This is a genomic window from Pseudoalteromonas fenneropenaei (genome assembly GCF_042643375.1).
GTDB lineage: Bacteria > Pseudomonadota > Gammaproteobacteria > Enterobacterales > Alteromonadaceae > Pseudoalteromonas > Pseudoalteromonas fenneropenaei.
Genome location: NZ_JBHRSD010000002.1, coordinates 163,186 through 177,872, shown reverse-complemented (window position 1 = coordinate 177,872; position 14,687 = coordinate 163,186). Strand labels below are relative to the sequence as shown.

The window sequence follows — 14,687 nt, the reverse complement described above, 5'->3', positions numbered from 1 at the left end:
TAGTTATCTTGCAATTTGGTTGCCTCAACGCAAACAAAAAAGGCACGCAAAGGTCAATTTGCGTGCCTGTTTGAACTGTATCTAAAGTTATGCCAGCTTGTCAGAGGCCACTTTATAGGTCGGATCTTCAATCACATTCACTTCTACAAGGTCGGCAGCTTTTGCCAATAGCTGTTTGCAATCTTGACTAAGATGACGTAAATGTAAGGTTTTACCTTCGCGGCTATAACGCTCAGCCAAGGCATCTATCGCCTCAATTGCGCTGTGGTCGGCAACCCGCGAATGCTTGAATTCAACGATTACGTCGCTTGGATCGGCTGCGACATCAAATAGCTCAGCAAAATTTTTGACTGAGCCGAAGAACAGCGGCCCATGTAATTCATATACTTTACTGCCCTGCTCACTCACATAGGTATTCACATAAATATGCTTGGCATGTTGCCATGCAAATACCAAGGCCGACACAATGACACCGACGCACACAGCAATGGCTAAGTCCGTCACGACAGTCACACCAGAAACCAGCACGATGACAAAGGCATCCGCTTTTGGTACGCGGCGCATAATTCTAAATGATGACCATTCAAAAGTGCCAAGAACTACCATGAACATCACACCAACTAAGGCCGCAAGCGGGATCATTTCAATTAATCCTGCCGCGAATACGATGAAGATCAATAACAACACTGCGGCGGTGATACCAGACAAACGACTGCGACCACCTGAATTAATATTGATCATCGACTGCCCTATCATAGCGCAGCCGCCCATCGCGCCAAATACACCGCAAGTGACGTTTGCCGCTCCTTGTCCGATACATTCGCGATTACTTTGTCCGCGAGTTTCAGTGATCTCATCGATTAGTGTTAGTGTCAGTAGTGATTCAATTAAACCTATGGCAGCTAAAATGAGCGCATAAGGGAAAATAATCTGTAGCGTCTCTAAGGTCCAAGGTACATCTGGAATATGAAACGATGGAAAACCACCGGCAATAGTAGCGTTAGCATCGCCCGTCATATCTTTAACGTAATCAATTACTGTGCGAGTATCTAAGTCAAGGCCTAGCGCCAGTGCCGTCACGACTAAAATCGCAGCTAATGAAGAAGGTATTGCCGTGGTGATTTTAGGCAAAAAATGGATAATTGCCATTGTTAATGCAATTAGTCCCAGCATAATGTACAAAGGCTGACCTTGCATCCACACCATAGCGCCAGAGGTATCCGCCACTTTGAACTGGCCGAGCTGGGCAAGAAATATCACAATCGCCAAGCCATTAACGAAACCTAGCATAACTGGGTGCGGCACCATACGGATAAACTTACCGAGTTTGAACACTCCGGCAAGGATCTGTAGCCCCCCCATAAGTAATACAGTCGCAAACAGGTACTCGACACCATGAGTCACAACTAGACTCACCATCACTACCGCAAGTGCACCTGTTGCACCCGAGATCATACCTGGGCGGCCGCCAAATATCGCGGTAATAAGTCCAACGATAAAAGCAGCATAGAGGCCGACTAATGGTTCAACATGGGCAACAAAAGCAAATGCCACCGCCTCAGGAACTAACGCAAGCGCAACCGTTAAGCCTGACAATACGTCGTTTTTGGCTGAACTTGGTGCTTTGCTCAATAAATTAAACATCGACCCCTCATTATGATTGTAGTAAGTAGAATTGTCTTAAATAGAAAAGCGCAAGATTCTAGCAAAACCCTGCGCTTTTCTCAATTTTCTACAAGTCTGTGACGATGTTAGATTGGTAATGCCGTACTGCGTTTAACGCATGTCATGGTCACATTCGAGTTCACTTCTTGCACATAGTCTAGGCTTAATAAGTTGTCGCGGACAAAATGCTCATAACCTTCAATCCCTTTGGAAATGATCCGCAGCATAAAATCCATGGTGCCAGCCATAGTGTAGCACTCTGTGACTTCATCATAGCTTTGAATTAAACGTTCAAACTCAGCAAGATTCTTTTTACCGTGATTGGACAAACGCACATGTGCATACACTAACATATCAAAGCCGAGTTTTTTCTCGTCCAATAAGGCAACTTTACCTTTGATGTAGCCGTCTTGCTCCAACTTGGCGATACGACGCCAACAAGGTGATTGCGATAAGCCGACTTTATCTGCGATTTCAGCGGTCGAAAGACTGGCGTCTTGCTGTAATAATGCAAGAATTTGGCGATCTACATGATTTAAAGACATATCTTTTACTTAATTCTACCAATTTTAAATAAATTATACGTTTTACTTAGCGCAATGTCCCGCGTCATTAACCAAAACGTCCCGATAAAAATGGATTAGTACGTTTTTCATTACCTATGGTGGTGTTTTCACCATGGCCTGATAAGACGTGCGTACTGTCATCCAATACAAACAATTTGTCCTTTATTGACGCCAATAAAGTTGGCGCGTCCCCTTTGGGAAAATCTGTCCTGCCAATCGACCCTTTAAACAATACGTCACCGACTAACAGCTGTCCACTTTGTGGTTCATGAAATACCACATGCCCCGGCGTGTGGCCTGGACAATGTAAAACCTGCAGTTTGAGATTCCCCACCGCAACGACTTGCCCTTCTGCTAGCCACTGATCTGGGTAAAAACTCTGAATTGGTGCAAAGCCAAACATTTGCGCCTGCATTGGCAGCGCATCAAACCAAAATTGCTCATCTGGGTGTGGGCCGATAATCTTGATGCCAAGTGCATTACGTATTTGGTCCGCTGCACCAACATGATCTAAATGGCCATGAGTCAACAGAATTTGTTCAACCTTTAATTGTTCTTTTGCAATTAGGTTAAGTAAAACTTCAACATCACCACCTGGGTCAACGATAGCGGCGCTGGCAGTTTCAGGGCATACGATAATGCGACAATTTTGCTGAAACGGTGTTACTGGAATCGTGATAACTCTCACTCGGTTACTCCTCAACCCCAAATAGAATTGGGTATTTCAAATAAGCGGCATCGTAGTATGGAGTTTGCTGATATAACCATTCCAAACGCTTTTCTGGCGACTTAGCGAAAGTTGATTCCTCACGTACTTTACGGTCAAACTCCAATGCCAATTTAGGATTGTCTTTTAACATCGTCCGCGCGTAAGGTTCAAGTGCATAGTTTTCAACATATTCGGTAAGTTGGAAAATGGTATTGAACTCGCCCCAAGCAAAAAACGAATCCGGCGCTTCAGGGTGCAAAAGGTGCGTTGCCAGTTCCGCATGCGTCTGTTTTAAGTCCACCGCGTACCAACCCGCGAGCGATACCTTATCTACTTTGTGATAACTAAACGTTGCACTCACGCGAAAACGTCCTTCAAATGGTGCTTTCGCGAACTCATACTGCTCTACTTTGGCTTGCTTAAGCCGTTCACGCTCAGATCTTTGATGTTTATCACCTAGTTGCGTTACTTCTACACCGTGCAGCTTTAACTTCGCCACAAGCGCGCTATATACTGGTGGAATATAAAAGTGCGCAGGCACGCTGACTTCTTTCTTTACTTCTTTTTGCCAATAAATGGGTAACTTTTCATAGTTCAGAGGTTCGCCAAGATACTTAACTTCCGTTTGCCCTGATAACGCGCTATCGTACTTTTTATAGGCAATGCCTTTAAACTCAGTGTAGTCTGGTGTCTTACTGTAACCACGTTCAACCACTAAGCGCGTTGGCACAAATGCCGCCTCGTTCTTCACTGCGGTTTCCAACTCTTCACCCTGAGTTGCCAGTGCTTCTATTACCCCATCAAAAAACGCATATGTGCCTAATACCCGTTGGCGATAAGGCTTGAGTGAATGGTTTTCGACTAAAATTGCTGGCAAGCCACGTAAATCTGCCCAGCCATTGGAATAACGGGGTGTTGCAACCCAACCTGCAAGGCCTTCTTTAAAATCACGCTTGTTCATGGCAAAGACAAAAGGCCCAGGTAAATGGCCATACTCCACCAACTTTTTATCTATAATTGGCTGAAATTGCTCTTCCAAAACCCGTGCTATGGCTGGTGATTCGCTTGCAAACTCGGGATTAAAACCATAAGTCACGTCATACTGATAGTCAGCCCCATCGGTAACATGCACATCCACATATAGGTTTGGCGCAAATTCATTGATAACTTGCAGCAGTGCTCGTACTTCTGGGGTATCTAATTTGGTGAAGTCGCGATTTAAATTAAGGTTTTTTCCGTTGGTGCGAAATCCCATTTCTACTGGGCCGCGTTGGTTAATACGATTGAACTCACTGCGCCGCTCATGCCCATCTACGTTCAAAATCGGAATAAATAGCAAGTTTACTTTACTTAAGATATCGCGACGTTTGCCCGTAGCGATATCACGCAGCAACATAAAGCCAGCGTCTTTACCGTCAATTTCACCGGCATGGATCCCAGCATGAATTAACAATGTTGGTTTGCCGTTGTTACGTAACATAGGCGCAGTAAAAGGTGATTGTTCGGAAGCAATTAACATCACGATATCGCGCCCAGCATCGCTTTTACCTATGCTGACACGTTTAAATTGGGTTGGATTCGCTGCCACTAAACGGTCGACAAAAGCCATTGTTTGCTGATAATCAGGCGATGCCAAGCCATTGCTCAGTTCAAAATCAGTGGTAAGTGGCCCTTGCTGTTGCAACAGAGATCCACTTTTACCATGCCACTCCATCAATGGTGGCAAATGGCTATCAGACACTATCCCTGCTGTCATCAACAATAAGCTTGCAAACATGTTTACACCCAAATAAATCAGCTTTGATGGCGAGATTATATCAATCTTTTTTTAACAGGCTTAGAATGTGCGGTGATTCTACAAAAAATACAGCTAGTTAAAGGCAAATACCGTGGCAAATTCAATCGCACAACCACTTTCAATTATAATTACCGGCTGTTCCTCGGGAATAGGCCTTTATTGTGCAGAAGCGCTGCATCGCATGGGACATAAGGTTGTTGCAACCGCACGTCAAGAGCAAGATGTTGCAGCACTTCAAGTCAAAGGCTTACTGAGTGTCAAGTTAGACTTAAGCGGTGAGACTCAGCGCCAAGCCGGGTTTAACGCAGCCCTTGCATTACTTGACGGAAAACTCGATGTGTTATTCAATAACGGCGCGTATGGACAACCTGGCGCGGTAGAAGATTTACCTACTGCTGCACTCAAACAACAATTTGAAGTGAATCTGTTTGCATGGCACGAACTGACTAATTTGGCATTAAAAATCATGCTACAACAAGGACATGGTCGCATAATTCACAATTCTTCAGTACTTGGTTTGGTCGCCCTGCCTTATCGTGGCGCATATAATGCTAGCAAATTTGCTTTAGAAGGCTTAACCGATACGCTGCGTATGGAGTTAAAAGGCACAGGCGTGCAAGTAAGCTTGATTGAACCTGGCCCGATTGTTTCAAAGTTTCGTGAAAACGCAAGGCAAGCATTTTTGCGTCATATCGACTGGCAACAAAGTCGCCATCATAAAGAATATCAAGGCCAGATGGAGCGTCTTGCTGCGACCGACGCACCTCAAAAATTCACTCTTGGGCCCGAAGCTGTGCTTAAGGTGTTATTGCATGCGATACACGCTAAACAGGCAAAAGCTCGATATTATGTGACTTTTCCAACCTATCTAATGGGTTTCTTACGCCGTATTTTACCTACGAAATGGCTTGATAAAGTGTTACTTGGAAATCGTTAAAAGAAACAACGACTCTGTCTTTGTCATCGTATAGCTGACAGCTATTCAGATTAGGGCTTTGACGAAATAAAGTAAAAGTTCGACTATCTAAAGATAGATTTCAGGCAAAGCCTAAATGATGATAACTCCCTACTGAAGTAGGTGGTTTAGGGCTGAAAACAAAAAAGGCGCCTATTGGCGCCCTTTAAGTTTTCGCTTACTAGATTATGCAGCTAGTGAATCTTTCGCTTTAGCAACTAATGCTGCAAACGCGAATTGATCATAAACTGCGATATCTGCAAGGATCTTACGGTCGATTTCAATCGAAGCCTTTTTAAGACCATTGATGAAACGGCTGTAAGATAGGCCATTTTGACGTGCAGCAGCGTTGATACGAGCAATCCATAGAGCGCGGAAAGTACGTTTCTTAGCACGACGGTCACGGTATGCATATTGACCAGCTTTAGTTACTGCTTGGAAAGCTACGCGGTAAACACGTGAACGTGCACCGTAATAACCTTTAGCTTGTTTCAATACTTTTTTATGACGCGCGCGCGCGATAACACCACGTTTAACTCTTGCCATGACTGAATTCCTCTATTAAGCGAATGGTAACAAACGGTTGATAAGAACTAAATCGTTCTTGTGAACCATTGACTTAGCGCGTAGGTGAAGCTTACGCTTAGAAGATTTCTTAGTCAGGATGTGACGAAGATGTGATTGCTTACGCTTGAAACCGCCAGAAGCAGTCTTTTTGAAGCGCTTTTTCGCGCCGCTGTGCGACTTTAACTTATAAGCCATTGCAATAACTCCAAATGATATTGCGATATAAACAGTAAGAAGGCGGACCGAAGTCACTTTGTTGGCCCTACTTACACCTAAATCCGGTGGAATTAATTGATTTTAAACAATAACTCACTTAGACCGGTCAGCCCAGGTGACCGAAGTACTTGTAGACCTGAGCTAAAGAACGCGCATTATCCAGCTTTTATGACTTTTTGGCAATAGGTGCCAACATCATAATCATCTGACGACCTTCAACACGGTTTGGGAATGACTCAACTTGTGAGTAATCTTTCAGGTCATCTTTGATGCGATTTAAAAGCTCGATAGCAAGATCAGTGTGCGCCATTTCACGGCCACGGAAACGTAGTGTGATTTTCGCTTTGTCGCCCGCTTCAAGGAATTTAATCAAGCTACGAAGCTTAACTTGATAGTCGCCTTCGTCAGTGCCAGGACGGAACTTAATTTCCTTGATTTGGATTTGCTTTTGCTTTTTCTTTTGTTCTTTTTGTTGTTTAGATTTTTCAAAAAGAAACTTACCGTAGTCCATCACTCGACAGACTGGTGGCTCAGCATTTGGACTGATCTCAACTAAATCAACACCAGCTTCTTCCGCTAATGCCAAAGCTTCTCTGGTTGATACAACGCCAATCTGCTCGCCTTCAAGGCCTATTAAGCGAACTTCTTTTCCAGTAATTTCGTCGTTGATACGATTCTTCTGAGCTGTGTTTTGCCCTTTTTTGCCGCCTCTAATGGTACGTTCCTCCAAGTAATTAAAAATACAAACGTGCGCAGTAACTTTTACTGCACACGTTCTGTTTTATCACGCTCGATTTTTGATCTCTTCACTGATTTTAGCGATAAAATCGTCAACCGCCAACTTACCTAGGTCTTCGCCCGTTCTGGTACGAACAGCAACCTCACGTTGTTCCACTTCTTGGTCACCGACAACCAGTAAGTACGGTATGCGTTTTAAAGTATGCTCGCGGATTTTAAAGCCAATCTTCTCATTTCTCAAGTCCGCACAGGCACGAATTCCAAGTTTATTTAACTTTTGCGCAATTTCTTGCACATAATCAGCCTGTTTATCAGTGATATTCATAATCACTACTTGCTTTGGTGCAAGCCAGGTTGGGAATAAACCTGCATATTCTTCTGTAAGAATACCGATGAAACGCTCGATTGAACCTAAAATCGCACGGTGGATCATCACAGGTGTTTTACGGTCATTGCTTTCTGCAACATAAGTCGCACCTAAACGACCCGGTAAAGCGAAGTCTAGCTGAACCGTGCCACATTGCCATGCACGCTCTAAGCAGTCATACAGCGTGAACTCAATTTTCGGACCGTAGAACGCGCCCTCACCCGGTAAAAATTCAAATGCGATGTCGTTTGCGCGCAACGCCTCAGCTAGTGCAGCTTCCGCTTTGTCCCACATCTCATCATCACCGATACGTTTTTCAGGACGTGTAGACAGCTTCACCACGATTTTCTCAAAACCGAATGTTGAATATGTATCATAAACCATTTTGATACACGCTGATACTTCATCCATGATCTGTTCTTCTGTACAGAAAATGTGTGCATCGTCTTGTGTAAAGCCACGGACACGCATTAAGCCATGCAATGCGCCAGATGGTTCGTTACGGTGACAACAACCGAATTCCGCCATGCGGAGCGGTAAATCACGGTAAGATTTCAAACCTTGATTGAAAATTTGTACGTGACCTGGACAGTTCATTGGCTTGATAGCGTATTCACGCTTTTCAGACTCAGTAGTGAACATAGCATCCGAGTATTTGTCCCAGTGACCTGAGCGTTCCCAAAGCACGCGGTCCATCATCAGTGGACCTTTTACTTCTTGGTAATCATATTCACGCAGCTTTTCACGCACGAAGTCTTCAAGCTCGCGATAGATGCTCCAACCGTCATTGTGCCAGAACACCATACCTGGCGCTTCTTCTTGCCAGTGCCACAGATCAAGTGCCTTACCGATTTTACGGTGGTCACGCTTTTCTGCTTCCTCAAGACGTTTTAAGTATGCTGCAAGTTGCTTTTTGTCAGCCCAAGCTGTGCCGTACACACGTTGTAGCATCTTGTTTTCTGAATTGCCACGCCAGTACGCACCAGCGACTTTCATGATTTTGAAAAAATGGCAGAAACGCATGTTTGGTACGTGCGGACCACGGCACATGTCGATATATTCTTCGTGGTGGTACAAACCAGGACGGTCGTCTTTAGAAATATTTTCATCCAAGATTTCGATCTTGTATGTCTCGCCACGCGCTGCAAACGCATCTCGAGCTTCTTGCCAGCTTACTGTCTTCTTAACCACATCGTAATTGGTTTTTGCCAATTCAAGCATGCGCTTTTCTAACGCATCTAAATCGTCTTGCGTTAAAGAGCGGTCTAAATCGATGTCGTAGTAAAAACCATTGTCGATTGTCGGACCGATGGCCATTTTCACATCTGGGAAAAGTTGTTTAATGGCGTGACCTAATAAGTGCGCACATGAGTGACGGATGATCTCTAAACCATCATCGTCTTTTGCGGTGATGATTTCTAATTTCGCATCTTCGCTAATTAAATCGCAAGCATCCACACGTTTGCCATTCACACGGCCAGCAATGGTCGCTTTAGCAAGGCCCGGGCCGATATCAAGTGCTACATCAAGAGTCGAAACTGGATTATCGAAAATACGCTGACTGCCGTCAGGAAGAGTAATAACTGGCATTTTTTATCCTATTTACAGTGGTGACACCTACGCCGCGTCACATGTTTTATCTGATTTTAGAGTTGTTTCATCTTTACAACGCTCTTACCAATAAGCATTGGTGTACTTTGCTGCTTGATATGATAAAAAGTCAGCAACAGTGTTCGTTACACTACAATTTGTGCCACGAAATTTAAGATGAGCCGCTATTTTGTCCATGGTCGTGACGAATTGCAAGTGTGGATCTAAAATTGTCACAATTAAGAAAGGTGAATATAGGTAGAATATGGTTAGTTCAACCCGTTATTGCATTGCAACCTTCAATTTACTGAATTTCGCAGCCCCACCTATGTCATTTTATCAGCTCCATGAGCACTATAATGACACCCAATGGCTTACTAAAATTCAGTTTTTAACTGGCTTAATAGAGCACATCAACCCCACCATAATTGCATTCCAAGAAGTGTTTAGTATCCAAACTTTGCAATTGTTGTGTGAGGACCTAGGCTTACCCTATTTCGCGACTGTGGCAACCCCCCGCCCCGACCCAATCTATCCGAATGTATTGTTTCATCCGGTCGTCGCGATAGCATCGAAAGTGCCGTTTCGCACTGCTCAAGCGCTTGAGCCAAGCCCTGAATTACTTGAATATTTGAACAATCAGCATCATTTTGAATTTAATCGTACGCCGATAAAATGCACTTTTGATTTGCCCGGTTTTGGCCCTCTGAGTTGTTACGCCGTCCATTTTAAATCACAGCGTGTGCACTCTATGGCGCATATGCTGAAGGACTCACCACAAGATGACCCACTATTAACTCTGTTACACCAAACTGTCGGTACCATGCAGTCGCAGATCTCCCGTTCGTTGGAAGCCTCTATTGTCTATTATCATGCGTTAAAGTGTCAGCGCGAAAAGCAACATGCCACTTTGGTGTTGGGAGATTTTAACGATCAACTCACAAGCCCTGCATTGTCGTTTATGACCCAATCATTTCCGCCAGCGGTGACCCCCACTCATCCAGAGAGCGTCGGTCTAACCGACACCTTTTTATTTGCTGATAACAACCATAAATATCCGACTAAACCCCCGAGTCACTACTATCAAGGTAGCGGCAATGTGCTTGATTATATTCTGGCATCGAAAGAATTTAATCCCAATTGCGAACAACCTAAGATCCGCGGTTTAAATTATCTGAGTTTTGACAAACACCTTGACGTTACTCGTAGCGATGAAGACATACGCTATAGTGACCACGCCGCAGTCGCAATTGAGTTTTTTGTCTAGAAGCGTGTCTGTGAGTTGGTATTGCTTAGCTAGATTGCTATAATTGCAGCAATTTTTAGAAAATGGATAAATTATGAGAACTTGTGGTATTGAAATCTCAAGTAACGAGCTGTTTTTATGCTTGTTAAGTAAAGACGCTGATGTGTTCGACATTCGAGATATTCGTCAAACTCGTTTTTCCCTGCCGCACAATGGCGGCGATACGCAAGCTATGCGTAAGTTTTACTTTGACTTTAAAAAATTGGTTGAAGACTACAAAATCGACTCTATTGCGATTAAAGAGCGCCCTGCCAAAGGTAAATTTGCCGGTGCCGCTGCGGGTTTCAAACTAGAAGCGGCGCTACAGTTAATCCCTGATATTGACGTGCGTTTATTTTCAGCGACTGAAATAAAAGAACAGCTTAAACGCAATCCAATTCCAATTGATTTTGAAGAAACAGGGCTTAAGAAGTACCAGCAACACGCTTTTGAGCACGCTTATGTCTACATTATGCGTAAAGTCTATAAAGTAGATGAAAAAGCAGAACAAGATAACGACGACTAATCTAATTAACGGCTCAAGTGAGCCGTTAATATCTCTTATTTGACAATTCCCTCTACTCCTTTTATCCTGTGCGCCTCTTTGGGGGAGTAGCCTACTTCTGCTCAGGTAAAACTTAACTCACCATGTTAAGTTCTGAGTTGATTTGTCTGTATCAACATAGTTGCATGCTCATTCGTGCATGGTGCAGACGTAACTGCGTGTTATTGGCAAGACTCAAGGTGATAATGATCCCATGTTCAGGTGGGAGGATCGTTATTACCTTGCGTTTGTAATCCCACCTGAGCAGTAGCAAGATTATGGAAGCTTTACTCGTTTCAACCCTTACCGTCACCCTCGCAGAAATTGGCGACAAAACCCAATTACTGTCGTTATGTTTGATCCTAAAATTCCGCCAACCGCTGCAGATAGCTTTAGGTATCCTCATCGCCACTTTACTCAATCATTTTGCCACCGCTTACTTTGGTGTGTGGCTCGCTGATGCAATAGATCCAAACTATCTACAATGGGGCATCAGCTTAAGTTTTATTGTACTTGCCATTTGGCTATTGATCCCAGATAAAGACGAAGGGATCAGCGACAAGTTCGATAAACTCGGAGTGTTTGGGGCAACAACGCTGCTATTCTTCTTGGCTGAACTGGGTGACAAAACGCAGATAGCAACCGCATTGCTCGCTTCACAATACCAATCATTAATTTGGGTCACACTAGGCACTACGCTTGGTATGCTAGCAGCAAACTTACCCATCCTCTTTTTAGGCGAAAGGCTCCTTAACGCCCTACCACTGCAACTATTCCGCTGGCTTGCTGCAGGAGTAGCGTGTTTGATTGGTGTACTTGGTTTGGTATGGTAGGCCGCCACCTAAGCTTATTTAATTTTCACAAATAACTGTATATTAATACAGTCTATGGTGTAATATCGGTCAGGCTAAGATAAACAAGGTAAGTTGATATGTATTCGTGGTTTGAAAAACTCACACAGCCGTTTCCTGCCCAATCTGCGTCACAACCGCCTCAGGGCTTATTCGCGTTTTGCCGCTATTACACCCGCGGAATGGAACTTCCGTTGCTGCTCATGTCGTTAAGTGCAGCGGCTTTAGCCATATTAGAAGTGACTCTCTTTAGTTTTATGGGCGATTTAGTGGATTGGTTATCTCACTATTCACCTGACGCATTATTTGTCGAAAAACGCCAAGAGTTGATTTCCATGGCTGTTGTGACGTTAATAGCGTTGCCAGTTTTGGTGCTATTTCATTCCTCCTTATTGCACCAAAGTTTACTTGGCAACTATCCCATGTCTATCCGTTGGCAGGCCCATCGCTATTTACTTAAGCAAAGCATGGCGTTTTATCAGGACGAATTTGCCGGCCGTATTGCCACCAAAGTAATGCAAACCGCGTTGGCGGTGCGCGAGTCGGTAATGAAACTGCTCGACGTATTGGTTTATATTTTAGTTTATTTTGGCGCTATGCTCGCTTTAGTTGCCAGTTCTGATGTTCGTTTGATGATCCCGTTAGTGGTGTGGTTAGGCTGCTATATTGGGCTGCAATTTTACTTTGTGCCTAAATTAAAACGGGTTTCTAGTGCCCAAGCGGACGCTCGTTCAGAGATGACTGGCCGTATTGTCGATAGTTATACCAATATTTCTACCGTAAAGCTGTTTTCCCATACCCAACGCGAAGAATCTTACGCCCGTGAAAGCATGGAAGTATTTATTAAACCTGTGTACCAGCAAATGCGTCTGGCGACGGGTTTAAACGTCAGTATCCAAGCTATCAACTATTTACTGGTATTTTCTGTTGCGGCCTGCGCTATTTACTTGTGGTCATTTAACGCCATTACCGCAGGCGCAATCGCCATTACCATCAGCCTAGCATTACGCTTAAACGGGATGGCGCAGTGGATCATGTGGGAAGTCAGTGGCCTCTTTGAAAATATTGGTACGGTTGCTGACGGTATGAACACGTTGTCGCAACCGTTAGAAATTCAAGACAAGCCAAATGCTGGCAAACTAGAGTTCACACAAGGTCAGATCAGTTTCAATTCCATTGATTTTGCATACAAGCGCAAAGATAACCATCATCGTGCCGTTATCAAACAGCTTAATCTAGATATCAAACCTGGTGAGAAAATTGGCGTGGTTGGCCGCTCTGGTGCGGGTAAGTCAACCTTAGTTAATCTTCTGCTGCGCTTTTACGATTTAGACCAAGGCGAAATCACCATAGATGGGCAGAATATCGCGGATGTACAGCAAGAAAGTTTACGTCAACACATAGCTATGGTGACACAAGATACATCTCTGCTGCACCGCAGTGTGCGCGATAATATTCTTTATGGTCGCCCAGATGCTACAGAAGCAGAGATTTTACAAGCGGCCAGAAAGGCACAAGCCTTTGAGTTTATTCAAGAGCTGGAAGATAAAGCTGGCAATGTTGGTCTTGATGCCCAAGTAGGTGAGCGCGGCGTAAAGCTTTCTGGTGGTCAGCGCCAACGTATTGCTATTGCACGGGTGTTATTGAAAAACGCACCAATCCTGATTTTAGATGAAGCAACCTCAGCGCTCGACTCTGAAGTGGAAGCAGCAATTCAAGATAGCCTAGAAGATCTCATGGCAGGCAAAACAGTGATTGCAATAGCACACCGATTGTCGACGATTGCAAAAATGGATCGCCTAATCGTCATGGACGAAGGCCATATTGTTGAGCAAGGCACTCACCATGAGCTACTGGCACTTGGTGGTATTTACGCGAAGCTGTGGGCGCACCAAACCGGTGGATTTATTGGCGTGGAGTAACACCTAAGCAGAACAAACGGCAGGTCTGGTCTAGTAATTCGTCCAGTGCCTGCTCATCCAGTGCTGGGCGCCATTTCAGCACTTGTTCCCAATAGGTTAGTTTTTTAAGACCGCCCCAGAAAAACGCAGCAGCAATATCTGCTGGAAACTGCCCTAAGCAGCCAGCTTTGGCGGCATCCTCAAACCATTGCACTAGTGCGCATTCACAGTTTACAAAACGCTCAGCTAAACGCTCAGCCTGAGATTTACTGCGTAACGACTCTATCATCACAATGCGTGATAAAGTGAGGTAGTCTTCATCATTGAGTAATTCTACGGCGCTACGCGCTAAATGCTGGAGCTGCACTTTGAAGTCGTAATTTGGGATAAATTGGATTGTCGTTAGCGGTTGAATACGTTCTATAAGTTTATCAACCACGGCGCCAAACAGCTCGTCTTTGGTAGAATAGTGTTTGTACAAAGTACGCTTTGACACTTGCGCGGTAGCGCATATTCCTTCCATGGTTGTCGCAGCCAGTCCATATTGGCCAAAGTGATTAATTGCAGCGCACAATATAGCTTGCTGTTTTGGGGATAATTCTGTCATGGACCGTTAGATCGAGCGTAAAAGTAAATGATATTTTAATGAAATTTTTGCCTAAAAAAAAGTACACGGCATCGTTTACCTTTAAAAGGCAAAAGTATACACTAGCGTTTACCTGCTTATTTATCCAGCACAACGCAAAAGTCTGACCTATATTAGGTAAGCAGTAAATTGAATGCGTCTTACGTTTATTCAGGTGCAAACTGATAACGTACGAATGATCTGTACTTTGCCATGGATTACGCTAACTTTATATCATCTTCTCATTATTAACTTGTTTACATGAGTGTGATAGTCAGCCGATCAATGCATATAGTGCAAAAATTAAAGT

14 protein-coding genes are annotated in these 14,687 nt (G+C 44.1%); 5 read left to right on the top strand and 9 right to left on the bottom strand.

Going from position 1 to position 14,687, the window contains the following annotated elements; all coding sequences use genetic code 11:
- Positions 1-87 precede the first annotated feature (87 nt).
- From ACFOEE_RS02090 to ACFOEE_RS02075, 4 genes are all read right to left on the bottom strand, one after another.
- Positions 88-1,644, bottom strand: a complete 1,557-nt coding sequence (locus ACFOEE_RS02090) for a SulP family inorganic anion transporter (protein ID WP_377120430.1) — start codon at positions 1,642-1,644, stop codon at positions 88-90.
- Between the two features lie 107 nt (positions 1,645-1,751).
- Positions 1,752-2,210, bottom strand: coding sequence for an Lrp/AsnC family transcriptional regulator (locus ACFOEE_RS02085; RefSeq protein WP_377120428.1), 459 nt, complete (start codon positions 2,208-2,210; stop codon positions 1,752-1,754).
- Between the two features lie 67 nt (positions 2,211-2,277).
- Positions 2,278-2,919 (bottom strand): MBL fold metallo-hydrolase, encoded by a 642-nt coding sequence (locus tag ACFOEE_RS02080; RefSeq protein ID WP_377120426.1) that lies wholly within the window; start codon positions 2,917-2,919, stop codon positions 2,278-2,280.
- Positions 2,920-2,923: 4 nt separating this feature from the next.
- Positions 2,924-4,717, bottom strand: a complete 1,794-nt coding sequence (locus ACFOEE_RS02075; protein ID WP_377120424.1) for a M14 family metallopeptidase — start codon at positions 4,715-4,717, stop codon at positions 2,924-2,926.
- A 124-nt stretch (positions 4,718-4,841) separates the two neighbouring features.
- On the opposite strand from ACFOEE_RS02075, the gene ACFOEE_RS02070 reads away from it, so the two are divergent.
- Complete coding sequence (locus ACFOEE_RS02070) at positions 4,842-5,675, top strand: SDR family NAD(P)-dependent oxidoreductase (RefSeq protein WP_377120679.1); 834 nt, start codon at positions 4,842-4,844, stop codon at positions 5,673-5,675.
- A 204-nt stretch (positions 5,676-5,879) separates the two neighbouring features.
- On the opposite strand, the gene rplT is transcribed toward ACFOEE_RS02070, so the two are convergent.
- From rplT to thrS, 4 genes are all read right to left on the bottom strand, one after another.
- Positions 5,880-6,239 (bottom strand): 50S ribosomal protein L20, encoded by a 360-nt coding sequence (gene rplT, locus ACFOEE_RS02065; protein ID WP_377120422.1) that lies wholly within the window; start codon positions 6,237-6,239, stop codon positions 5,880-5,882.
- A 15-nt stretch (positions 6,240-6,254) separates the two neighbouring features.
- A complete protein-coding gene (gene rpmI, locus ACFOEE_RS02060; protein ID WP_377120420.1) occupies positions 6,255-6,455 on the bottom strand; it encodes a 50S ribosomal protein L35 in 201 nt (66 codons plus the stop codon).
- Between the two features lie 187 nt (positions 6,456-6,642).
- Positions 6,643-7,206 (bottom strand): translation initiation factor IF-3, encoded by a 564-nt coding sequence (infC, locus tag ACFOEE_RS02055; protein ID WP_377120418.1) that lies wholly within the window; start codon positions 7,204-7,206, stop codon positions 6,643-6,645.
- A 54-nt stretch (positions 7,207-7,260) separates the two neighbouring features.
- On the bottom strand, positions 7,261-9,171 hold the full coding sequence (gene thrS / locus ACFOEE_RS02050; protein ID WP_377120416.1) for a threonine--tRNA ligase: 1,911 nt from the start codon (positions 9,169-9,171) through the stop codon (positions 7,261-7,263).
- A gap of 265 nt (positions 9,172-9,436) precedes the next feature.
- Here thrS and ACFOEE_RS02045 point away from each other — a divergent pair, with 265 nt between their 5' ends.
- The 4 genes from ACFOEE_RS02045 (at position 9,437) to ACFOEE_RS02030 (ending at position 13,773) form a co-directional block, all read left to right on the top strand.
- On the top strand, positions 9,437-10,438 hold the full coding sequence (locus ACFOEE_RS02045; protein WP_377120414.1) for an endonuclease/exonuclease/phosphatase family protein: 1,002 nt from the start codon (positions 9,437-9,439) through the stop codon (positions 10,436-10,438).
- A gap of 73 nt (positions 10,439-10,511) precedes the next feature.
- The gene (locus ACFOEE_RS02040; protein ID WP_377120412.1) at positions 10,512-10,982 is read left to right on the top strand and encodes a DUF3010 family protein; all 471 of its coding nucleotides are present in this window, start codon (positions 10,512-10,514) and stop codon (positions 10,980-10,982) included.
- 296 nt (positions 10,983-11,278) lie between these two features.
- Positions 11,279-11,833 (top strand): TMEM165/GDT1 family protein, encoded by a 555-nt coding sequence (locus tag ACFOEE_RS02035; RefSeq protein WP_377120410.1) that lies wholly within the window; start codon positions 11,279-11,281, stop codon positions 11,831-11,833.
- A gap of 98 nt (positions 11,834-11,931) precedes the next feature.
- Positions 11,932-13,773, top strand: coding sequence for an ABC transporter ATP-binding protein (locus ACFOEE_RS02030; RefSeq protein WP_377120408.1), 1,842 nt, complete (start codon positions 11,932-11,934; stop codon positions 13,771-13,773).
- Here ACFOEE_RS02030 and ACFOEE_RS02025 read toward each other — a convergent pair.
- Positions 13,757-14,359 carry a TetR/AcrR family transcriptional regulator gene (locus ACFOEE_RS02025; RefSeq protein WP_377120406.1) on the bottom strand — a complete coding sequence of 201 codons (603 nt, stop codon included), beginning with the start codon at positions 14,357-14,359 and terminating at the stop codon, positions 13,757-13,759. The genes ACFOEE_RS02030 and ACFOEE_RS02025 overlap by 17 nt on opposite strands.
- Between the last annotated feature and the right edge of the window lie 328 nt (positions 14,360-14,687).